This is a genomic window from Sphingomonas sp., assembly GCF_050725575.1.
Lineage (GTDB): Bacteria > Pseudomonadota > Alphaproteobacteria > Sphingomonadales > Sphingomonadaceae > Sphingomonas.
Genome location: NZ_JBOHHW010000015.1, coordinates 12,891 through 32,206 on the forward strand (window position 1 = coordinate 12,891; position 19,316 = coordinate 32,206).

The window sequence follows — 19,316 nt, forward strand, 5'->3', positions numbered from 1 at the left end:
AGCCCTGTCTGGCCCCCGCCTTTACGGGGGCACAATTAGGTTACTTACGCGCCAAGGTCACGAAGCTATAGGCCGGACGCTCAGCTTCGGCTGGATGATCTTCGCGCGCGATCTCGGTCCAGCCGGCAAAGGCCGCCACCACCGCATCACCCTCGGCCGTAATGTGAACCTCGGTGAGCTCCACCCGGTCGGCGCGGTCGAGCAACAGCGCGAACACCTCCGCCCCGCCGATCACCGCCACATCGCCGTCCCCTGCCAGCGCAAACGCTTCGTCAGGGGTATGCGCGACCTCCGCACCCGGCGCCGACCAGTCGCGGTCGCGCGTCAGCACGATATGACGACGCCCGGGCAGTGGGCTCGGAAAGCTCTCGAAGGTCTTGCGCCCCATCACCATCGGCTTGCCCATGGTCTGCGCCTTGAAGCGCTTGAGATCGGCGGGAAGATGCCAGGGCAATTTGCCGTCGCGGCCGATCACGCCATTGTCGGCCCGGGCAAGATGGAAGCTGATCAAACCGCCACCGGCGCCTTGATATGCGCTTGCGCTTCATAGCCGGTCAGCGCGAAATCCTCATATTCATAGCCGTCGATCGCATCCGGCTTACGCAGAATCTCGAGCCTGGGCAGTGGCCCCGGCGTGCGGCTCAACTGCTCGCGCGCCTGCTCCAGATGGTTGGAATAGAGATGGCAATCGCCGCCGGTCCAGATGAACTCGCCGACTTCAAGCCCGCATTGCTGCGCCAGCATGTGCGTGAGTAGCGCATAGCTCGCGATGTTGAACGGCACACCGAGAAAGATGTCGGCGCTGCGCTGATAAAGCTGCAGCGACAGCTTGCCGTTTGCGACATAGGTCTGGATCAGGCAATGGCACGGGCTCAGCGCCATGGCGTGAAGGTCGCCCGGGTTCCAGGCCGTCACGATCTGGCGGCGCGAGCCGGGGTCGCGCTTGATCAGCGCGATCAGCTCGGCAATCTGGTCGATATGGCGGCCATCGGCCGTTTCCCAGTCCCGCCACTGCTTGCCGTAAACCGGGCCGAGATCGCCATCCTCATCGGCCCATTCGTCCCAGATGCTGACCTTGCGGTCGCGCAGCCATTGCACATTGGTGTCGCCGCGCAGGAACCAGAGCAGCTCGACAATGATCGAGCGCAGATGCAGTTTCTTGGTGGTCAGCACCGGGAAGCCCTGTGCCAGATCGAAGCGCATCTGGTGCCCGAACACGCTGAGCGTACCGGTGCCGGTGCGATCCATCTGTGTCGCGCCATGATCGAGCACGCGCTGCATCAGGGCGAGATAGGGCTGCATCAGCCGGTTGCCGCCGGCGTGGCGGGGGGAGGCGACGACACCGTGACGCACGGCTTGATCGCCTCGGGCTCGGGTCGCGGCCCGGCGGCGCGGAACACCGCGAGATAGCCACCGGCCGACGGCATGTCGTGCATCTCGACCAGCGCATAGCCGACCGCGGCGAATTCGCACTTCAACAGGCTCGGCGGCGTGCCGTGATCCTGGGTCCGGCGCTTGGCATCGACCACCACCACTTCGCCGCCGGGGCGCAGCGATGACCGCATGCGCCACAGGAACTCATACGGTTCGGCGATCTCATGATACATATGCACCATCAGGATCCGGTCGAAACTGTTGTCAGGCAGCTTGGGATTGTCCGCCTCGCCCAGCCGCACGCTGACATTGTCGAGCCGCTCGCGCGCGACGCGCTCGGCCAGCGCATCGCGGACGCCCGCGACGATATCCTCAGCGAGTACGCGACCGTCCTTGCCGACCCGCTGCGCCAGGCGGATCGTGTAATAGCCTTCGCCCGCACCGATATCGGCGACGGTCATGCCGGGCTTGACGCCCGATTTGTCCATCACCTCGCTCGCCTCGTTAAGCCGGTCGCGCGCTTCCTCGGTCGACCAGCGCGACGAGACGATATGGGCGACCGGGCGATCGGCAGCGGGGAATTTACCGACCGTATCGACCGTCTTTTTCACGCGCGGCGGGCCGGGTTCGCAGCCGGCGAGCAGGGTCAGGCCAGCGAGTCCAGCCAGCACCATCGTTCGCGTCGAGCGCAGGGTGGACAGCAGACGCATCAGTCCACGTCCTCCACCTCAACCGCCTCGCCGGTCACGCGCTGCGACAGCGCCGCTGCCATGAATGCATCGAGATCGCCGTCGAGCACGTCCGACGGCGACGTCGAGGTCACGCCGGTGCGCAGATCCTTGACCAGCTGATACGGCTGCAGGACGTAGGAGCGGATCTGGTGGCCCCAGCCGATATCGGTCTTGGCCGCGTTCTCCGCATTGGCCACCGCTTCGCGCGCCTGCAGCTCGCGCTCGTAGAGGCGCGCCTTGAGCTGGTTCATCGCCTCGGCCTTGTTCTTGTGCTGCGACCGCTGGTTCTGGCACTGGACGACGATGTTGGTCGGGATGTGCGTGATGCGCACCGCCGAATCGGTGGTGTTGATGTGCTGCCCGCCGGCGCCGGATGCTCGATAGGTGTCGATGCGCAGTTCGCTCTCGTTCACCTCAATGTCGATATTGTCGTCGACCACCGGATAGACCCACACGCTGGCGAAGCTGGTGTGGCGGCGCGCCGCGCTGTCATACGGACTGATGCGGACCAGGCGATGTACACCGCTTTCGGTCTTGGCATAGCCATAGGCGTTCTCGCCCTTGAGCAGCAGAGTCGCGGACTTGATCCCGGCCTGTTCGCCCGAATGCTGGTCGATCAGTTCGACCTTCAATCCGTGGCGTTCCGCCCAGCGCGAATACATCCGGCTGAGCATGCCGGCCCAATCCTGGCTCTCGGTCCCGCCGGCACCGGCATTGACCTCGATATAGGTATCGTTGGCATCCGCCTCGCCGGCGAGCAGCGCCTTGACCTTGTCGCGGTCGGCGCGCGCGGCGAGTTCGGCGAGCGCGGCAACGCCTTCGCTCTCCATCTCGGTATCACCCTCGGCCTCGGCCATCTCGATCAGTTCGGACGTATCGGCCAGCTCGCTTTCGATCGCACGCGTCGCGGCGATCGCCTCATCGAGGCGGCGGCGCTCCCGCATCACTTCCTGCGCGGCCTTGGGGTCACTCCACAGCGCCTGGTCCTCGACCCGCGCATTGAGCTCGTCGAGACGGCGGAGCGCACGGTCCCAGTCGAGGAAGCGACGCAACAGCGCCAGCGCCTCGTTGATAGTGTCGACATGGGCCTGCGCTTCAGCGCGCATGGGAAATACTCCGGGTCAATTACAGGTCCCGGTAGAGGGCCGGGCGTGGGACGATATGATAGAGTGCTGGATAGATATAATACAGACGGCGCGGACTAGTAGATTCCGCCTTCCCTTTGCAAGAAATCGGTGTCGCGGCGTTGCTCGCTGCGCTGCTCGGCCTGCGCCGCGCGCGCCTTGACCGCTGCGGCCTGGGCCTGGGCAGCCAGTTCTTCCGGCGACGCGCGCTTGACCGACCGGCGCGGTTCGCTCTCCGGCTTGAACGCCTCCCAGATCATCCCCGCCTTGGGATCGGTGCCGGGCCAGCCACCGAACACCGGCTTGCCCGAAGCGCGGTCGATGCGCACCATGCGGATGCCGGCGGGCGCGCGGAACGGCAGTTTCTCCATCCCGTCATACGCCTTCAGCGCGAACTGTTTGAAGATCGGCGCGGCGAGCGTGCCGCCCTGCGCATAGCCGCCCATGCTGGTCGGCTTGTCGAAGCCGATATAAAGGCCACCAATCATCTGCGGCGTGCCGCCGATGAACCACACATCGGTCGGCCCCGACGACGTACCGGTCTTGCCGAAGATCGGCCGGTCGAGATCACGCAGCGTGGTCGCGGTGCCGCGCTGGATCACGCCCTCGGTGATATGGACCATCTGATAGGCGGTCATCGCGTCGAGCACCTGCTTGCCGCGAACCACCGGACGGGGCATCGCCTTGCCGTTCCAGTCGGGCGCGTTGCAGCGGTCGCAGGCGCGCCAATTTTCCGGCCAGATCACCTTGCCGTGACGATCCTGAACGAAGTCGATCAGCGTCGCCGAATGCGCCCGACCCTGATTTTCCAGGATCGAGTAGGCGTTGACCATGCGCATCACAGTGGTCTCACCGGCACCCAGCGCGAAGGCGAGATAGGGCGGATATTTGCCCACGCCCATCTGGTCCATCAGCCCGACCACCTTGTCCATGCCAGTGGTGGCGGCGGCGCGTACCGTCATCAGGTTGCGCGACTGTTCGATGCCCCAGCGCATGGTGTGCGGTCCCGAGCCGGACCCACCGCCGAAGTTGCGGAAGCATTTTTGCCCAAGCCGTCCGCCCTGATAAACGCAGAACGGCCCGTCGACGATGATCGAGGCCGGAGTCATGCCATGCTCGAGTGCTGCGGAATAGACGATCGGCTTGATCGTCGAGCCCGGCTGACGCATCGCCTGAGTCGCGCGGTTGAAGGATTGCAGCCGCGAATCGAACCCGCCCTGCATCGCCAGCACGCGCCCGGTCGACGGTTCCATGATCACCATGCCGCCGGATATCTTCGGAATCGCACGCAGCGCATAGCTGCCGCCTTCGGGCGCAACCGCGATGATGTCACCGACCTGCAGTGCGGCGAAGGCGGTGCCGCCGGTGCCGCGCACCGGCATCTGCGCGCCCCAGCGCGGCAGCGATCCGGTCCGGCCATTGGCGAAGCCGATCCCGGCGCTGTCGCCGCCGACCGACGTCACGATCGCTGCGACCCAGTCAGTATAGTCGAGGCCGATATTGGTGTTGAGCAAGGCCGGCAGCCAGTTGTTGTCGGCAATTTCGACATGGCGGATCGGCCCGTTCCAGCCGCGCCCGCGATCATAGCGCAACAGGCCATCGCGCAGCGCGTCCTGGGCATAGGTCTGCAGCTTATTGTCGAGCGAGGTGCGCACCCACAGACCACCGGCATAGACGCTGTACGGGTTGCGGCCTTTGTCGGCCGCTTCGCCGAACTTGTCGATCAGCTCGCGCCGGACCTCTTCGACGAAATAGCCGCTGACACGCTCGAACTTCGGCTTTTGCCGCGCGACCGCGCCGATCGGCTGGACCACCGCAGCCTGATATTGCGCCGGGGTGATGAAGCCGTTGCGCTGCATCTCGCTGAGCACGAAATTGCGCCGCTTCAGCGCCTTTTCGGTGCTGCGGTCGGGATCATAATTGGCCGGCCCCTTGGGCAGGATCGCAAGATAGGCAAGCTGCGGCAGGCTGAGCTCGTCCAGATCCTTGTCGAAATAGGCATGGCTCGCCGCGGCGACGCCATAGGCGTTACGGCCGAGAAAGATCTGGTTAAGATAGAGTTCGAGGATCTGCTGCTTGGTCAGCGTATCCTCGATCCGGTAAGCGAGGATCGCTTCCTTCGCCTTGCGCAGATAGCTCACCTCATTGCCGATCAGCAGGTTTTTCGCGACCTGCTGGGTAATGGTGGAGGCGCCGACCGGCCGGCCGGAATTGCGCAGATTGATCAGGATCGCTGAGGCGATGCCGGGATAATCGACGCCGTGATGATCGAAGAAGGTCTTGTCCTCGGCCGCCAGAAAGGCGCGCACGAGCAAAGGCGGATATTCGTCGTAGCTCAACTCGACGCGGCGTTCGCGCGCATAGCTATGGATCGGCGTGCCATCGATGCCGCGCACATTGGTCGGCAAGGGCGGCTCATAGGCGCGCAGATTGTCGACCGAAGGAAGGTCGCGCGCGATCAGCAGCCAGATCAGCAGGATGCCTATCATCGCCAGCCCGCCAAGCACGGCAAGCGTCTTCACCCACCAGCGCCCCCAGGCCCGGCCGAGAAAGCCACGAAAGCCATCGACATCGCGGCGTAGGCGGAATTTGACGCGGGGGGATTCGGTGGCGGTCATACTTATGTCAGCCTCTAGCAAGTTTGACGCGGCTTGCCAGCGGCTGATTGGAACGACCCGCCATATTGCGTGACGGCTAGACCATATCTCCCTTCTAATTCCTCCCCCGGTTCCCAGGGGAGGAATTAGAGGGTGGCTTGCACCCTGCCTCACCACGGCTAAGCTGCGCCGAGCGACGTTCCGAAAGGACAAGCGATCATGACGACGCGCGCAAAGCATTCATATCGGGCCACGCGAGCATGAGCATCGTCGAGATCCTCGGCGTCGCGGCGAGCGTCAGCCTGCTCGCCGGATGGCGGCTCTATCTTTGCGTGTTCGCGGTCGGGCTGGCGATGCGCACCGGCTGGGTGCCGCTGCCCGATCATCTGATGCAGCTCGACGTGCTGGCCAATCCCTGGGTGCTTGGCGTGGCCGGCCTGCTCGCACTGATTGAGTTCGCCGCCGATAAGGTGATGTGGATCGACAGCGCCTGGGACGCGGTTCACACTTTGGTGCGCCCGGTCGGCGGCGCGCTGCTCGCACTGGCGATCGTCGACCCGAGCAAGCCCGAATGGCAAGTGATCGCCATCCTGCTCGGCGGTGGGGCCTCGCTGCTGACCCACAGCGCCAAGGCGGGCACGCGCGCGGTGGTCAATGCCAGCCCCGAGCCGGTGAGCAACGTCGTCGTGTCAACCGGTGAGGATGTCGCGACTGGCGGGCTGCTGGTCCTTGCGCTGGCCAACCCGATCGCGGCGATCGTGATCGCACTGGGCATCATCGGCGCGGCGGTGGCAGCGCTGGTGGTGCTGAGGCGGATGCTGGCGATGCTGATGGGACCGAAGGTGAAGGCGGGTTAGGCCTGTTTCCACCCGCCCGCTATGGGCTACCCTGTGGGCGCACGGGAGGCGGGCCAGGCGGGCTGCGACACCGCGGCGCCAGTACCGATCACCGGAAGATTGTTCATCGCCGCGGCCCTGCCCCGCCCCAGACATTATGGGACGGGCCAGGGGTGAAATGCGGTCAGGTGCGCCTTAGCGGCAGCGCGCACCATCCTTGTCGATCGCCTTGCCGGCAACCGCGCCGCCGGCGCCGCCGATCAGCGCGCCGAGCACGCCTGAACCGCCGGGGGCGATGAGGCTGCCGAGTACACCGCCGGCGATGCCGCCGACGATCAGGCCGGTCGTGCCGTCATTGCGACGGCAATAATAGCGCCCGTCCTGACCACGATAGACGCGGTCGTTGCTGCTCAGGCGACGCTCGCGATAGCGGCGATTGTCCTCGCGATAATAGCGCCCGGCGTCATAGCCGTTATAGGCGGGGTCGGGGCGGTCATAGTCATATTGGCTATAGCTGCGATATCGCGGGTCCATCCCGCCATCATCGGTACCGACACAGCCGGTCACCATGGTCGCCGCGGCGACAAGGCCAAGTGTGAGTGCGCGCATTGCTTCTCTCCTCTTTGGTGCAGGGGTAATGCGCGAGCGGCCAATTCGTTGCGTTAGCGATAAGATTCCCGCGCGAGGACTGGTTATGAACGGGCCGGGACGGCTGCAGGACGCAGCGCCTCGCGTTCGGCGGGCGACATGGGGGCGTCGATGTCGGGGCGGAAATCGACCGGCGCGCGGTCGCCGGCGCTTGGGCGCGGCTGATCGAGTGCGAGATCGGGCGCGTCATGTTCGGCCGAGCCAGGGGCTGCCCATGCGGCGATCTGACGCCGCGCAAGCCAGCCGGCGAGCGCCACGCCAACGGTCAGGACGCCGGCACCGATCGAGAACATTGTCGAGGTCTTGAGCTTTGGCGAGGATTTGTTCGCTGCGGCCTTGCGCGGGGCCGGGACGGTGGTTTTTCTGGCGCGGGGCCTGGTGGTTCTGGTAGCGGCCATGATCGGAGCTCCGGAATAAGATGCGGTCCGGACATCAACGGGTGGAGCACGCCCCCGTTCCTTGCCCGATGCCGCCGCCGTCAATCAGCCGATCGTCTCGATCACCTTGCCCTGGACATCCCTGATCTCGGTCTGGCGGATGTCCCAGCGGACCGTGTCCAGCCCGGGTAAGGTATAAATGCCGGCCCGGGGATGCAGCGTGGTCGCCAGCGCCTCGACCGCCGCGTTGGTGAGCTGCAGGTGGAGGTCGCCATCCTGCGCAGCTGCGCCGTTGGCGCTGCCGCCGGGTTCGAAGAAGATCTGCGCGTCGCCGCCGACGATGCGCAGCGGATTACCGAACGGCAAGCGCAGGCGCAGCAGCGACACGATATCCTCGACCTGCCCTGCACCGAGAGAGATCGTGGTCAGGGTCGCGCGCAGCAGCCGGTTCTGCTGCGTCCAGGCCAATGTGTCGGTATAGAGCAGGCCGGTCGAGGAGCCGTCGCGCAACAGGCCGGCATCGGCCTGTGCACGCAGTTCGGGCCGATCGAGCAACGACGCGCGCGACACGTCGGTGACCCAGAGCGGCAGGTGCGGCAGGAACATCTCATACAGCTTGCGTGTCCGCCAGCGCTTGCCCGCCGCTTCCTCGTCGAGCGTCTGGCCGACGATCTGGATGAAGGCGACGCGGCCATGCGGCGTGTCGATCGCCGGCACCTCCGGATCGTTCAGGAAAGCGAGCGAGCAGATGAGCGTTTCGCTCTCCAGCTCGATCGGGCCGTTGAGGTTCATCCATTGCCCGTCGGCAAAGACATTGCCGCTCTCAAACACGTAGCGGGCAAGGTTCTGAAGCAGGCTGAACGCCCAAATCGGCGGATCCTCCTCGGCCGGATCGCAGGCCAAGCGGAAGGTCAGTTCGAACCCGTAACCGCTATGTTCCGGATCGTCGGAGGTCTTTTCATAGAGTTCGGACAAGCCGTAGCTGACGAAATGCCAGTGCGGCACCGGCTCGAGTCGCTTCCATGCGCTGATCCCGTCAAGCGGATCCTGACCGCCGAGCCGCCACGATATGATCGTCCCGGCATGTTTGGGCTCCTGACCCGGATAGAGCCGCTCGAAGGCGGCGTTGATCGCATCCCAGCCGGGAGTGCTGACGTCTTGCTGGTCGTCCGTGTCCATGCCCGGATTGTGGCATGAAATACCGGACCGGGGCAGCCGGGTGGGCGGGCGATGCCGTGCGGTTCACGGGGTTATTGGGGCAAGTCGTCGCTATCCCCCGAAATCCGAATTCCGACGTCGCGACACGCCGTCAGCCGATCGTTTCGACCACCTTGCCCTCGACGTCCTTGATCTGGGTTTGGCGGATATCCCAGCGCATCGTGTCCAGGCCGGGCACCATATAGATGCCGGCGCGTGGACGCAGCGTTGCGGCGAGCGCCTCCACCGTCGCGTTGGTGAGGTGCACGCGCAGCTGCTCCTTCTCAGGTTCCAGGCCATTGGTCTCGCCTGGTTCGATCAGGATGTATTTTTCCGGGCCGATAAGACGCAACTCGTTGCCGAACGGCAGACGGAGCCGCAACAGCGTGAGGATATTCTCGACATGATTGGCGCCGATCGTGACCGTGGTCAGATCAGCGCGCAACCATCGGCTCTGGTGCGTCCAGCCAAGCGCTTCGTTGAACAGCATCGCGGTCGAGGAACCGTCGCGCGCCGACCCGGCATCGAGCGACGCGCGGATGTCGGCACGGTCAAGCAGCGACGCACGGGCAATGTCGGTGATCCAGAGCGGCATGAGCGGGAGCAGCGTGTCCAGCATCTTGCGAGCATCCCAGCGCTTTCCCGCCGCTTCCTCATCCACCGTCAGCCCGACGAGCTGGATGAACGCGACGCGACCATTGAGCGTCTCGATCGGCGGCACTTCCGGATCAAGCACGAAGGCGAGCGAGCCGATCAGCGTGTCGCTTTCCAGCGCAATGGGACCATTGAGGTTCATCCAATGGCCGTCCTCGAAGACATTGCCGCTCTGGAAGACATAACGGGCAAGATTCTGGAACAGACTGAATGCCCAGGCCGGCGGATCGGCCTCGTCAGGATCGCAGGCAAGACGGAAAGTCAACTCGAACCCATAGCCGCTGAGCGCGGGGTCGTCGGACGCCTTGTCGTAAAGTTCGGACAGGCCGTAGCTGACGAAATGCCAGTGTGGCACCGGCTCCAGGCGCTTCCAGGCGCTGATGCCGTCGAGCGGATCATTGCCGTTGAACTGCCAGGGGATGACCGGGCCGACATGCCTGGGTTCCTGATCAGGGTAGAGCGGCTTGAAGGCTGCGGTGATTGCATCCCAACCGGGCGCGGCGTCATCTTGATCGTCTGATGTCGTCATCATTGCTTTCCGGCTTCGAACATCAACTCACTGATTATCGAGCGGCCAGCGCGCCTGTGTCGCCTTGTCACCCAGTCCGATCAGGTCGCCATTGGGGCTGTTCGCGCGACCGAGGCTGACGCCGTCCTCGGAGCGGATCGGCTCTTGCCAGGCAGGCTGGTGCGACGCGGGTTCGCTGCGGTCATAGGTCTCGTTGCGCACCCGTTTCATACGCCGCCACAACAGCGGCATCGCGACAAAGGGAAAAGCGACGCATGCCAGAAGTATCAACAATCCGATCGCATCGCCCATGACCCGGCCCCCGCCCTGTTTGCCGCAGGAGACTAGCGGGAGCGCAACCGATACTCAATCGAGGTAAGGCGCCTGCTGCACACCAGTCGGCGACTTAGTCGCAGGGGCGGGCGGTATAAGTCTGGCCCTTGACCGCCGGATGATCGCCAAGCCCGCAGAAACGCGGATTGCGTTCACGCTTGCCGCCGTCATTGTCGGTCAGGAACCCATTGGCATCGAGCGGATCGACCGGTGCCGGAACCGCGATCTCGAAATGGACATGGTCGAGCATCGCGCATCCCACCGCCCCCTCTATGCCGATGACCTGCCCGGCCTTGACCCGGTCGCCGACGTGCAGCCCGACGGCGGTCACCGATCCATGAGCGACGTGTGAATAATTGGACCATTCACCACCGGCATGGGCGATCCACACATAATTGTTGTGACAATCCTTGGCCGCGCGGCCGGACAATTGCTCGGAAAATCCATCCTGAATTGCCTTCACCACCCCGTCCGCGGCGGCCAGCACCTTATAGGGCTTGCCGCCCGCGACGGCGAAGGCGAAGAGATCGACCCGCCCGACGGGCCGGTGCGAGGTGAAGTCGTCGAACACCTTCACCGTCGCGCCATCTTCGTAAGGCAGCCTGTATTGCCCGCGGCTCGGGCCGCTTTCGGGCGCCGCGACCGTATCGGCAGCCGCAAGCAGCAATGGTGCCCCGAAAACGAGACTCAATTTGGCCGACCACATCGAATCTCTCCCGTTCGCGAGCGCTCAGAAGGCCAGTCTCCGGCGCTCTTTCGCGCCTGTCACCACGTCAAACAAGGCGGCCACACCCCTGTTATCCCCTGTTCCGGCGAAAATAAAAAAGCCACCCCTGTTAAGTTGGATTTTCAAAGCAAATTACCGCCCTTCTTTCAGTACCTTGAGAGCTTCGACCGCTGTTATCAATAACAGCGGTCGAACTGCGTGATAACAGGGGTGAGACAGCCATTAACAGCGGTGAACAGGGGCCGAAACAGGACCCTTTCCGCTGGAACGACGATGTCAGCGTGTTTCATGATGAGAAAGAGCGGCCGGGACACCTATCGCCTCCCGGTCGCTCCGATATTGCCGTGATGTGCAATGAGGTTGAATCGATGCGAACCGGAGACCGGCGCGTCGTCGCCGGCCTCCGGTTCGGTCAGGCCCCGCCCGCCGCGCGCTTCCTGCGGTATTCCAGGGCCGGCAGGCCGCCCCAGCCCCAATTTTCGGTATCGACCTCCTCAATGACGACGAAAGTCGATTCCAACGGCTTGTGCAGTGTGTCGAGCAGCAACTGGCTGACGCCGGCGATCAGTTTCGCCTTTTCTTCCGCCGTGACGGAGTCGCGGCCGGGGCCGGAGCCTTCGCGGGTGACCTGGATGGTGACGATCGGCATGATATGCTCCTCTCAGTGTCCGGCGCTCTGGCCGCCATCGACATGGAGAATCTCGCCGGTCACGAAGGGGGCGGATTCGAGATAGAGGATCGCATCGACGATATCGCGGATCTCGCCCATGCGCTTGACCGGGTGGAGCCCGGCCAGGAACTCGTGGGTTTCCGGCGCATGCATCGGCGTCTTGATCACACCCGGCGATACGGCGTTCACGCGGATGCCGCGCGTGGCATATTCGATCGCCAGCGCCTTGGTCGCCGAATTGAGGCCGCCCTTGGTCAGATTGGCCAGCACGGTCGGGACCCCGGCAATCGCCTGATCGGTCAGGCTGGTGGTGATGTTGACGATATGGCCGGCCTCCTGCTTCACCATCTCGGCGACGACGCGCTGCGAGATATGGAACACGCCAGCGACATTGGTCGATATCGCGGCAGTGAAATCCTCAATCGTGTAGTCAATGAACGGTTTGGCCAGGAAGATTCCGGCGCTGTTGATCAGCGTGTCAATGCGTCCGAAGCGCGACAGGGCTTCGGCGACGACGCGCTCCGCCGTTGCGGGGTCGCCGATATCGCCCGCGACGGCGACGATGTCGGGGTCACTACCCTGCTTGATCGAACGCGATGTCGCGACGACGCGGTAATTCCGGTCGCGATATGCCTTGACCACCGCCGCGCCGATGCCTTGCGATGCGCCGGTGACGATGGCGACTTTCTGTTGATTGCTCATGATCTGCCTCGATGAATGTCCAGCGAGCGAGATTGCCGCCGGCGGCCTGTCCGGGCCGGTAACATTCATTTAGAGACGGTCGTTATTCGGCAGAATATTTGTCACACGGCGATCACTCTTCCTTAAATCGGAACAATGAAGCGCCTAGGACTGGAACGCACCGGCTTCGGCAGAGAGCCGGGCGAACTCGGCGCGCAGCCGTGGTGCGGCAAAATCGACGAACGCGCGCACTTTCGGCACCAGGGTGCGGCCATTCGGCAGCACGAGATGAACCGGCAGCGGGGGCGGCTCCGCGTCGCGCAATATGATCTGCAACGACCCGTCCAGCACGCGTTCCGCCACATGATAAGTGTAGAGCCGCGTCACACCATGGCCGCCAACCGCCGAGGCGAGCGCCGCCCTGACGCTGTTGACGACGAGCCGCGGCTTGAAGTGAATCGATCGTGCGATCGATGCGCCCGGTGCCGGCGGGAAGACCCAGCTGTCATGCCCGAAATGCGTGGTGGTGACGATGCGGTGCCTGGCCAGATCACCGGGCTCGACGATGCGCGGATGCGCCGCCAGATAGCGCGGCGACGCGACAATCACCCGCTTCACATCGCCGCCGACACGGATCGCGACGAGCGACGAATCCGGCAATTCGCCGACGCGCAACGCAACGTCCACGCCTTCCTCAACCAGATTGGCGTGGCGGTCGAGCAGGACCAGGTTCACCGCGACCGCCGGAAATGCCTCCAGATAGGCATCGACGATCGGACGCAGGATTTCCTCGCCGCTGATCGGCGGGGCGGTGATGGTGAGCGTCCCGCGCGGCGCAGCGCGCTGGTCGGCGATGGACAGATCGGCCTCCTCCAGATCGACCAGCACGCGCCGGCAGGCGGCGGCATAGCGTTCCCCCGCCTCGCTAAGCTTCATCGTGCGGGTGGTGCGATGAAGCAGCTCCGCGCCGACATGCGCCTCGAGAAAGGCGATCGCACGGCTGACCGCGGCCGGCGACCGCCCCAGCCGCCGGCCCGCGCCGGCGAGGCTGCCTTCGTCAAGCGCGGCGATGAATACTTTCATCGCGTCGATCCGGTCCATGCAGAGTCTCCGTCGGCCGAGACTATGGCCTTTGCACAGGATGTCGACGCCTGCGATAGGAGGCTGATCGCTGATGCGAGACACAAGGAGGCGGTGATGGCAGTCCTTCGCACGATTTTCCTGCTGGTCGCGGCGCTGTGCTGGATCAACGCGCTGATCATCGCCGCCAATGGCGTCGTCATGGGCGGCAACAGCGCGGTCCTGCTGATCAGCCTGGCTGTGGCGTCAATCTATGCCCTGATCGGCCTGCTCATCTTCTTCACTCAGCTTTATTTGTTACGGGTGCGGCGGCAGGCGCGGGATGCCGATGTCCCGCTGCGGCGGCTGACACTATGCCTCATGGTTGGCGCGGTGGGTCTTGGGCTGGTCATGCTGTTGTCGCTCTTCGCGATCACGGAGCGGATCAGCGAGGGGATGGCGATCTTCGGATAAGTCGCGCAGACGGCGTCAAGGAAGAGGCGGTGCGGCGGCCGGATGCTATACGACCTCGTCGCGACGAGCGAACGGCCTGAGGCGGCGGACCTTGCGGGCGTTCGCATGGGGCAAACGGATTTCGAAGCGTAGAAGCTCCCGTTTGGCGTCAGGGTCGCCTGCCCTTGCGCTATGGCCGAGCCAGTGCCGATAACCCTGCAGATCGCCACGATTGAAGCAGCTCATGGCGAGATGCTGTGCCGCATACGCGTTGCCGTGGCGCCAGGCGCGACGATAGAGCCCGGCGGCACTAAAGCTATCGGCCGGACTGCCAAGATCCGCGAGCCGGTTGGATTGCGAGAACCATGCCGCCAGGTCAATCATGGCGGCTTGATGCCCGCGCAGTGCCAGATGGCGCATGATTGGCACCCACAGCCCGAATGCGTTCCCTTCACGAATGTCGAGTGCCTTGGAATGGAGCCTGTCGGCCTTCGCTTTGTCGGTGGCGCGGATCATGTGCGCCCCATGGCATGGAAACGGACGACCGGCTATCGGGGCACCCGAAAAGGAGACGTCCGTGCCCCATGACCTGATCATCCGCACCGCGACGTTGGACGACTGGCCGGCGATCTGGCCGATCATGCGAGACGTCGCAGCGGCTGGGGATACCTACACCTATCCGGTCGATCTCGACGAACTGGCCGGCCAAGCATTGTGGATGGTGCCGCCGCCGGAGCGGACGATGGTGGCGACCGACTCGGCGGGCCCGATCCTCGGCACGGCCAAGGTGACGCGTAACCAGGCCGGACCGGGCAGCCATGTCGCCAATGCCAGCTTCATGGTGGCACCGGCGGGCCGCGGTCGCGGGGTTGGCCGCGCGCTGGGCGAGGCAGCGATGGACTGGGCGCGGTCAGCCGGCTTCCGCGCGATGCAGTTCAACGCGGTAGTGTCGACCAATGAGCCGGCGATGCATCTGTGGCGCTCGCTCGGGTTCGAAATCGTCGGCGTGGTGCCGGGCGCATTCGCGCATCCCGTACATGGCGATGTGGCGCTGAACGTGATGCATCGGTGGCTTTGAGGCGGGATACTCAATCCGCTTCGCCGCCATCATCATGGGATGCATTCAGCCAGTCGCGCCATTTCGATTCCCGGATTGCAGCGACCGCCGCGGCATCGTCGCCGTAGAAATAGCGCAGCACGCTGACATTGGTGCCCCCTTCCCCGCCCGTCTCCTTCGCGCTCTTGTCATAGGTGCCGGCCAGCAGCACGCCGGGCGTGGGATCAGTTATGCGCAGCAGGACATAGCGTTGCACGCCGTCCTGGTGGATGTGCGCGACTTGGCCCGACAGGCCTTCCGGCCCAACACCCGTACGTCGGTCGCCGACATCGGCGCCGGTCAGGCCGAGATCTTCGATCAGCTTGCGCCAGGTCGGCAGACTTTCTCCAGCGGTCGGCGCAACGGCCATGAACGACGCCGCCTCCGCGCCCGCGAAATGGCCGAGATAAAGGCGCAGTACTGCGAAGAAACCGGGCCAGCCGCTCTCGAACCCTTCCATCTGGTCGTCCCAGTCGTCCGAGGTGGTGAACAGCGAATGGACCATGCGCAAGACGCACTGATTGCCGGCACGGCCAGTGATGGTGATCTCGGTCGCGACCGGCGGCGCACCCTCCGCCCAGTCGCGTTCGACATAGCCGAACTGATGCGGCGGGTCCCAGGCGGTCACCTCACCCATAGTGGTCGCGCCGCCCCCGAAATCGAGGCTGAATGCGCCGCCGACGCGCGGTTCGATCTCGCCCCTGGTGAACCAGGCGGCATTGCCCGGGCCGGTCGCCACCGCATGCCAGACCTGTTCGGGCGTACCGGGGAGGAGAAGCTCCATTTCCACCCAGTGCTTGCCGGTTTCGTCTTTCCTGATCGGCATGGTGTCTCCTGTCAGTTATCGCCCGTGGCGTGAGCGGAATCCCGTGCGGGATCCCCGGCCGAATTCGGGGCGGGATCGGGTGCGGGATAGGATGCGACGACCAGCCGGTGCGGGCGGGCGCCCGGCCGTTCGTCATGATAGCGCGCGGCGAGCGTCGCCAGGGCATCCGCCAGATCGGCGGAAAAGGCGGCACGATCGGCCGGTGATGCGAAGCTGATCACCGTGTCGATCGACAGAGTCGCCAGCCGCTTGTCGCTGGTGCGGGCGCCGCGCCACAGCTTGCCGACTTCGCGCACCGTGCGCGCCGCCAAGGCGATGAGATAGCTTGCCGAAAGCCGGTCATTGTTGCGCGCCGGATCAACGGCGATCGCGCCAAGCGCGGCCGGCGATACGATATAGGAGCGCGCGGTCGCGACCATCAGCCGCTCGGTCAGCCCGCCCCAGCGCTTGTCGCCGGCCGGCTCGACCAGCTTGTGCCGCTCAAGCACACCAAGATGATAATTCACCTTCTGACGCGTGAGCCCGACCTGCGCGGCGAGCGAGGCAGCCGATCCGGGCGTCGCCAGCGCCGCGAGGATGCGCGCCTTGACCGGGTCGAGTGCGACCATCGCGGCGTCGGGGCGGTCGATGACATCAAGGTCGAGCATGGTGCGATCATGCCTTGACAGATTTATTTGTCAAGGCTGGCGCCGGCACCCACTGTCAGCGACAATTCAGAATCAGCCCTTCCCGGCACGCTTCCCGCTTGCGCGCTGGAGATTCTCCCGCGCGCGGAAGGCGGACATCTCGCCGATCAGGGTTAGCGGCACGGGCTTGCTCTTTGGAAATTTGACCGCGGTCTTGCTGATCTCATAGCCGGCGAGCTGGTCGCCAAATGCCTCGAACACGGCGAAAGGCGGCGGGCAGGAGATCGCATAATGGTCGGTGTAAGCGGAGAAATAGAAGATCCAGCCATGGTAGCGAAAGGCCGGCAGCTGATAGCTGATCGCTTCCTCGGCGTCGGGAACCGCGGCGTGGATCGCGGCGCGCATCGCCTGCAACACCGCCTGGTCGCCTTCCGGAAAGGCGGCGATATAGTCGTCGATGCTCTTATAATCGGTCTTGGCCATGGCCTGTCTCCCGGCGTGCGCCCGCATGAGACGACGAGGCGGCCTCGAACTATCTTGGCGGTAAGATAGTTTTAACGCGAGATATCTTATCGTCAAGATAGATTTGGGCGGACTACAAGTCGATTACAGCGCTCGCCACGCCGATCATCGCTTTCACCTCATGCCGCCGGATCGAGAGCCCGGGCCATCATCCGTCAGCCGGATATGATTTTTCCCGTGGCATCTCGCTCCTTTCTGGTTCGCCGTCATGATCGCGCAGGCATTCTATCCACGATGTCCGGCTTGAAGTGAATCGGCTTTCAGCCAGCGTCGGGCCGGTGGGCGATCTGCCGTCCCTGGCCGAACAAACGATGCGCCAAATGCGGTGAAGACCTGACGAAAGCACCAGCGGCCGCTTGACCGGAGGAGCCTGTTTGTCGAGGTTCACACAAGGGTCGGGTCCCGACTCGAGAATCGGCATAATCGGCGGAGTAGAGCGGATGATCCTGTCCCTGATGGCGCTGCTTGCGGCCGGTACGGCGCAGGCCGATGCACGTCCTACCCCGACTCCCGTTCCGGCTGCCCGCCCCGCCGATCCGGTTCGCGCGCGCGCCCGGACCGGGCCATTGCGGCTGAACGATATCAGCGTGATCGGCACGCATAACAGTTACAAGCTGGCGATGCCGGAGCAGACCATGAAGCTGGTCCGCGCGGTGAGCCCGGCGATCGCCGAGTCGCTGGATTATGCGCACCGGCCGCTCCCCGAACAGCTTGATGCCGGCGCGCGGCAGATCGAGCTCGACGTCAATTACGATCCCAAGGGCGGGCATTATGCGCGGGGATCGAAGGACCCGGTCCTGCTGCGCCCCGGGTTCAAGGTGCTGCACGTGCCGGGGATCGACAATTCGAGCAGCTGCGTGCTGCTGACCGAGTGCCTGACGATCCTCAAACGCTGGTCGGACGCACACCCCCGGCACGTGCCGATCATGCTGATGTTCAATGCCAAGGACGAACAGCTCGCGGCGCGCGGCGGGATCAATGCACTGCCGTTCGACGCCGCCGCCTGGGACGCGCTCGATGCCGAGATCCGCTCAGTGCTGCCGGCGAGCAAGCTGATCGTGCCCGATCAGGTGCAGGGCAAATATCCGACGCTGCGCGACGCGGTGCGCGCCGGCAACTGGCCGACGCTGGCCAAGTCGCGCGGAAAATTCCTGTTCACGCTGGATGAGACGCCGGAAAAGGTCGCGGCCTATCGCGGCGCGCGCGCATCGCTCGAGGGCAGAATCTTCTTCATCAGCACCGACGAGGACTCGCCCGCCGCCGCCTATCTGACGATTAACGATCCGATCGCGGAAGGCGCGCGCATCGCGCGCGACGTCGCGGCGGGCTATCTGGTGCGGACTCGCGCCGATGCCGACACGAAGGAAGCGCGCGTCAACAACACAAAGCGGCGCGAGGCGGCGCTGGCGAGCGGCGCGCAATATGTCTCGACCGACTATATATGGCCGGATGCGCGGTTTGCCGGGGGATATACGGTGACGCTGCCGGGCGGGGCGGTCGCGCGGTGCAGCCCGGTGCGGCCCGGGACCGGCTGTGCGGGTGGGGATGTGGAGCGGGGACGGTAGGGACGCGGCGTTTCAAGGCGGATGCGCCGCGCACGCCGCCGTCATTCCTGTTGCCGCGATGCCGATCTGAGCGCCCTCAGCCGCGCCTTCGCCTCCGCCAATCCTTGCACCACCGGGCCCATCGAGACGGGCATGGTATAGCCGTTTCCGCCTTTCTTGGCCGGGGGAACATAGACATAGATCGTCCCGCCGGTGGTGGTCGCGGCCAGGCCGTAAAGATGCCGCGCGCGCTTGCGGTCGGGGATCACGCCGCGCCCTTCCTCATAGCGCTCGCCCAGTTCGAGCTGCGCCTGCTTGTCGCCGGTCAGGGCGCGCTCCGCGAGCCGCTGCAGATCGGCCGGCGCGCCGCCCGGCTTCAGCGAAATCCCCGCATAGCTGTCGCGCACGCAGCCGCGCGAGGCAGAGGGCGAGCGAGGCGGCAAATGCACCGCGCCACGACCATGCCTGCCGATACCCGTTCCCCATCGCATGTCCCCATAGGCGACGCATCCGGTGGCCCGGACGGACTCGACCATCGCCTGTCGCGGTCATCGTGCCGGGCAAAATGACGAGGGTCAACGCGCGCGCCAGGGACCGACCCCGCACCGCCGGAACGACATGACATGATGCCGGCATAACGACCGGGCATGTAACCATATTCACGAGATCGCCATGGACAGGCCCGCCACCCGTCCATATGGTCCGGCGAGTATTCACACCGGCCGGCAGGAGG

Annotated in this window: 23 protein-coding genes; 4 read left to right on the top strand and 19 right to left on the bottom strand. The window is 64.8% G+C overall.

The features are described 5' to 3' along the window. Nucleotides 1-40: 40 nt before the first annotated feature. The 5 genes from ACRECS_RS12255 to ACRECS_RS12275 form a co-directional block, all read right to left on the bottom strand. Nucleotides 41-511 (bottom strand): dihydrofolate reductase, encoded by a 471-nt coding sequence (locus tag ACRECS_RS12255; RefSeq protein ID WP_431583244.1) that lies wholly within the window; start codon nt 509-511, stop codon nt 41-43. Further along, complete coding sequence (locus ACRECS_RS12260; RefSeq protein ID WP_431583337.1) at nt 508-1,302, bottom strand: thymidylate synthase; 795 nt, start codon at nt 1,300-1,302, stop codon at nt 508-510. The genes ACRECS_RS12255 and ACRECS_RS12260 overlap by 4 nt, the downstream gene beginning before the upstream one ends. Continuing rightward, nucleotides 1,302-2,084: a class I SAM-dependent methyltransferase gene (locus ACRECS_RS12265; RefSeq protein WP_431583245.1), complete on the bottom strand. Its 783-nt coding sequence runs from the start codon at nt 2,082-2,084 to the stop codon at nt 1,302-1,304. Before ACRECS_RS12265 ends, ACRECS_RS12260 begins: the two co-directional genes overlap by 1 nt. After that, nucleotides 2,084-3,211: a peptide chain release factor 2 gene (prfB, locus tag ACRECS_RS12270; RefSeq protein ID WP_431583246.1), complete on the bottom strand. Its 1,128-nt coding sequence runs from the start codon at nt 3,209-3,211 to the stop codon at nt 2,084-2,086. The genes ACRECS_RS12265 and prfB overlap by 1 nt, the downstream gene beginning before the upstream one ends. Nucleotides 3,212-3,306: 95 nt before the next feature. Beyond that, on the bottom strand, nt 3,307-5,847 hold the full coding sequence (locus tag ACRECS_RS12275; protein ID WP_431583247.1) for a penicillin-binding protein 1A: 2,541 nt from the start codon (nt 5,845-5,847) through the stop codon (nt 3,307-3,309). A 239-nt stretch (nt 5,848-6,086) separates the two neighbouring features. Here ACRECS_RS12275 and ACRECS_RS12280 point away from each other — a divergent pair, with 239 nt between their 5' ends. After that, nucleotides 6,087-6,683 carry a DUF4126 domain-containing protein gene (locus ACRECS_RS12280; protein ID WP_431583248.1) on the top strand — a complete coding sequence of 199 codons (597 nt, stop codon included), beginning with the start codon at nt 6,087-6,089 and terminating at the stop codon, nt 6,681-6,683. A 174-nt stretch (nt 6,684-6,857) separates the two neighbouring features. Here ACRECS_RS12280 and ACRECS_RS12285 read toward each other — a convergent pair whose 3' ends face one another. The 9 genes from ACRECS_RS12285 to ACRECS_RS12325 form a co-directional block, all read right to left on the bottom strand. After that, complete coding sequence (locus ACRECS_RS12285; RefSeq protein WP_431583249.1) at nt 6,858-7,271, bottom strand: hypothetical protein; 414 nt, start codon at nt 7,269-7,271, stop codon at nt 6,858-6,860. Between the two features lie 83 nt (nt 7,272-7,354). Then, nucleotides 7,355-7,708 carry a hypothetical protein gene (locus ACRECS_RS12290; protein ID WP_431583250.1) on the bottom strand — a complete coding sequence of 118 codons (354 nt, stop codon included), beginning with the start codon at nt 7,706-7,708 and terminating at the stop codon, nt 7,355-7,357. An 84-nt stretch (nt 7,709-7,792) separates the two neighbouring features. After that, the gene (locus ACRECS_RS12295; protein WP_431583251.1) at nt 7,793-8,866 is read right to left on the bottom strand and encodes a suppressor of fused domain protein; all 1,074 of its coding nucleotides are present in this window, start codon (nt 8,864-8,866) and stop codon (nt 7,793-7,795) included. A gap of 130 nt (nt 8,867-8,996) precedes the next feature. Beyond that, on the bottom strand, nt 8,997-10,067 hold the full coding sequence (locus tag ACRECS_RS12300) for a suppressor of fused domain protein (protein ID WP_431583252.1): 1,071 nt from the start codon (nt 10,065-10,067) through the stop codon (nt 8,997-8,999). Nucleotides 10,068-10,094: 27 nt separating this feature from the next. Then, the gene (locus ACRECS_RS12305) at nt 10,095-10,358 is read right to left on the bottom strand and encodes a hypothetical protein (RefSeq protein ID WP_431583253.1); all 264 of its coding nucleotides are present in this window, start codon (nt 10,356-10,358) and stop codon (nt 10,095-10,097) included. Between the two features lie 94 nt (nt 10,359-10,452). Then, nucleotides 10,453-11,085, bottom strand: coding sequence for a M23 family metallopeptidase (locus tag ACRECS_RS12310; protein WP_431583254.1), 633 nt, complete (start codon nt 11,083-11,085; stop codon nt 10,453-10,455). Nucleotides 11,086-11,518: 433 nt separating this feature from the next. After that, nucleotides 11,519-11,755 carry a tautomerase family protein gene (locus tag ACRECS_RS12315; RefSeq protein WP_431583255.1) on the bottom strand — a complete coding sequence of 79 codons (237 nt, stop codon included), beginning with the start codon at nt 11,753-11,755 and terminating at the stop codon, nt 11,519-11,521. 12 nt (nt 11,756-11,767) lie between these two features. Further along, nucleotides 11,768-12,478, bottom strand: a complete 711-nt coding sequence (locus tag ACRECS_RS12320; RefSeq protein WP_431583256.1) for an SDR family NAD(P)-dependent oxidoreductase — start codon at nt 12,476-12,478, stop codon at nt 11,768-11,770. Between the two features lie 144 nt (nt 12,479-12,622). Then, nucleotides 12,623-13,558 carry a LysR family transcriptional regulator gene (locus ACRECS_RS12325; protein WP_431583257.1) on the bottom strand — a complete coding sequence of 312 codons (936 nt, stop codon included), beginning with the start codon at nt 13,556-13,558 and terminating at the stop codon, nt 12,623-12,625. A 96-nt stretch (nt 13,559-13,654) separates the two neighbouring features. On the opposite strand from ACRECS_RS12325, the gene ACRECS_RS12330 reads away from it, so the two are divergent. Beyond that, on the top strand, nt 13,655-13,990 hold the full coding sequence (locus ACRECS_RS12330) for a hypothetical protein (RefSeq protein ID WP_431583258.1): 336 nt from the start codon (nt 13,655-13,657) through the stop codon (nt 13,988-13,990). 45 nt (nt 13,991-14,035) lie between these two features. On the opposite strand, the gene ACRECS_RS12335 is transcribed toward ACRECS_RS12330, so the two are convergent. Further along, nucleotides 14,036-14,485: a hypothetical protein gene (locus ACRECS_RS12335; RefSeq protein ID WP_431583259.1), complete on the bottom strand. Its 450-nt coding sequence runs from the start codon at nt 14,483-14,485 to the stop codon at nt 14,036-14,038. A 61-nt stretch (nt 14,486-14,546) separates the two neighbouring features. Here ACRECS_RS12335 and ACRECS_RS12340 point away from each other — a divergent pair, with 61 nt between their 5' ends. Beyond that, nucleotides 14,547-15,047, top strand: a complete 501-nt coding sequence (locus ACRECS_RS12340; protein WP_431583260.1) for an N-acetyltransferase family protein — start codon at nt 14,547-14,549, stop codon at nt 15,045-15,047. 10 nt (nt 15,048-15,057) lie between these two features. On the opposite strand, the gene ACRECS_RS12345 is transcribed toward ACRECS_RS12340, so the two are convergent. The 3 genes from ACRECS_RS12345 to ACRECS_RS12355 all read right to left on the bottom strand — a co-directional run bounded on the left by ACRECS_RS12345 (nt 15,058) and on the right by ACRECS_RS12355 (nt 17,000). Next, on the bottom strand, nt 15,058-15,891 hold the full coding sequence (locus tag ACRECS_RS12345; protein WP_431583261.1) for an SRPBCC domain-containing protein: 834 nt from the start codon (nt 15,889-15,891) through the stop codon (nt 15,058-15,060). An 11-nt stretch (nt 15,892-15,902) separates the two neighbouring features. Beyond that, nucleotides 15,903-16,538, bottom strand: a complete 636-nt coding sequence (locus ACRECS_RS12350; RefSeq protein ID WP_431583262.1) for an ArsR/SmtB family transcription factor — start codon at nt 16,536-16,538, stop codon at nt 15,903-15,905. A 72-nt stretch (nt 16,539-16,610) separates the two neighbouring features. Then, entirely contained in the window at nt 16,611-17,000 is a 390-nt protein-coding gene (locus ACRECS_RS12355) for an iron chaperone (RefSeq protein WP_431583263.1), read from the bottom strand. Between the two features lie 479 nt (nt 17,001-17,479). Here ACRECS_RS12355 and ACRECS_RS12360 point away from each other — a divergent pair, with 479 nt between their 5' ends. Further along, a complete protein-coding gene (locus ACRECS_RS12360; protein WP_431583264.1) occupies nt 17,480-18,604 on the top strand; it encodes a phosphatidylinositol-specific phospholipase C1-like protein in 1,125 nt (374 codons plus the stop codon). 41 nt (nt 18,605-18,645) lie between these two features. Here the strand turns inward: ACRECS_RS12360 and ACRECS_RS12365 are convergent, their stop codons facing one another. Then, nucleotides 18,646-19,074: a hypothetical protein gene (locus ACRECS_RS12365; protein ID WP_431583265.1), complete on the bottom strand. Its 429-nt coding sequence runs from the start codon at nt 19,072-19,074 to the stop codon at nt 18,646-18,648. Nucleotides 19,075-19,316: the final 242 nt, after the last annotated feature.

Excerpts from the sequence above, each read along its gene's own strand:
- ACRECS_RS12260 (WP_431583337.1), bottom strand. The coding sequence starts at position 1,302 with ATGCAGCCCTATCTCGCCCTGATGCAGCGCGTGCTCGATCATGGCGCG.
- ACRECS_RS12265 (WP_431583245.1), bottom strand. The coding sequence starts at position 2,084 with ATGCGTCTGCTGTCCACCCTGCGCTCGACGCGAACGATGGTGCTGGCT.
- prfB (WP_431583246.1), bottom strand. The coding sequence starts at position 3,211 with ATGCGCGCTGAAGCGCAGGCCCATGTCGACACTATCAACGAGGCGCTG.
- ACRECS_RS12275 (WP_431583247.1), bottom strand. The coding sequence starts at position 5,847 with ATGACCGCCACCGAATCCCCCCGCGTCAAATTCCGCCTACGCCGCGAT.
- ACRECS_RS12280 (WP_431583248.1), top strand. The coding sequence starts at position 6,087 with ATGAGCATCGTCGAGATCCTCGGCGTCGCGGCGAGCGTCAGCCTGCTC.
- ACRECS_RS12285 (WP_431583249.1), bottom strand. The coding sequence starts at position 7,271 with ATGCGCGCACTCACACTTGGCCTTGTCGCCGCGGCGACCATGGTGACC.
- ACRECS_RS12290 (WP_431583250.1), bottom strand. The coding sequence starts at position 7,708 with ATGGCCGCTACCAGAACCACCAGGCCCCGCGCCAGAAAAACCACCGTC.
- ACRECS_RS12295 (WP_431583251.1), bottom strand. The coding sequence starts at position 8,866 with ATGGACACGGACGACCAGCAAGACGTCAGCACTCCCGGCTGGGATGCG.
- ACRECS_RS12300 (WP_431583252.1), bottom strand. The coding sequence starts at position 10,067 with ATGACGACATCAGACGATCAAGATGACGCCGCGCCCGGTTGGGATGCA.
- ACRECS_RS12305 (WP_431583253.1), bottom strand. The coding sequence starts at position 10,358 with ATGGGCGATGCGATCGGATTGTTGATACTTCTGGCATGCGTCGCTTTT.
- ACRECS_RS12310 (WP_431583254.1), bottom strand. The coding sequence starts at position 11,085 with ATGTGGTCGGCCAAATTGAGTCTCGTTTTCGGGGCACCATTGCTGCTT.
- ACRECS_RS12315 (WP_431583255.1), bottom strand. The coding sequence starts at position 11,755 with ATGCCGATCGTCACCATCCAGGTCACCCGCGAAGGCTCCGGCCCCGGC.
- ACRECS_RS12320 (WP_431583256.1), bottom strand. The coding sequence starts at position 12,478 with ATGAGCAATCAACAGAAAGTCGCCATCGTCACCGGCGCATCGCAAGGC.
- ACRECS_RS12325 (WP_431583257.1), bottom strand. The coding sequence starts at position 13,558 with ATGGACCGGATCGACGCGATGAAAGTATTCATCGCCGCGCTTGACGAA.
- ACRECS_RS12330 (WP_431583258.1), top strand. The coding sequence starts at position 13,655 with ATGGCAGTCCTTCGCACGATTTTCCTGCTGGTCGCGGCGCTGTGCTGG.
- ACRECS_RS12335 (WP_431583259.1), bottom strand. The coding sequence starts at position 14,485 with ATGATCCGCGCCACCGACAAAGCGAAGGCCGACAGGCTCCATTCCAAG.
- ACRECS_RS12345 (WP_431583261.1), bottom strand. The coding sequence starts at position 15,891 with ATGCCGATCAGGAAAGACGAAACCGGCAAGCACTGGGTGGAAATGGAG.
- ACRECS_RS12350 (WP_431583262.1), bottom strand. The coding sequence starts at position 16,538 with ATGCTCGACCTTGATGTCATCGACCGCCCCGACGCCGCGATGGTCGCA.
- ACRECS_RS12355 (WP_431583263.1), bottom strand. The coding sequence starts at position 17,000 with ATGGCCAAGACCGATTATAAGAGCATCGACGACTATATCGCCGCCTTT.
- ACRECS_RS12360 (WP_431583264.1), top strand. The coding sequence starts at position 17,480 with ATGATCCTGTCCCTGATGGCGCTGCTTGCGGCCGGTACGGCGCAGGCC.
- ACRECS_RS12365 (WP_431583265.1), bottom strand. The coding sequence starts at position 19,074 with ATGCGATGGGGAACGGGTATCGGCAGGCATGGTCGTGGCGCGGTGCAT.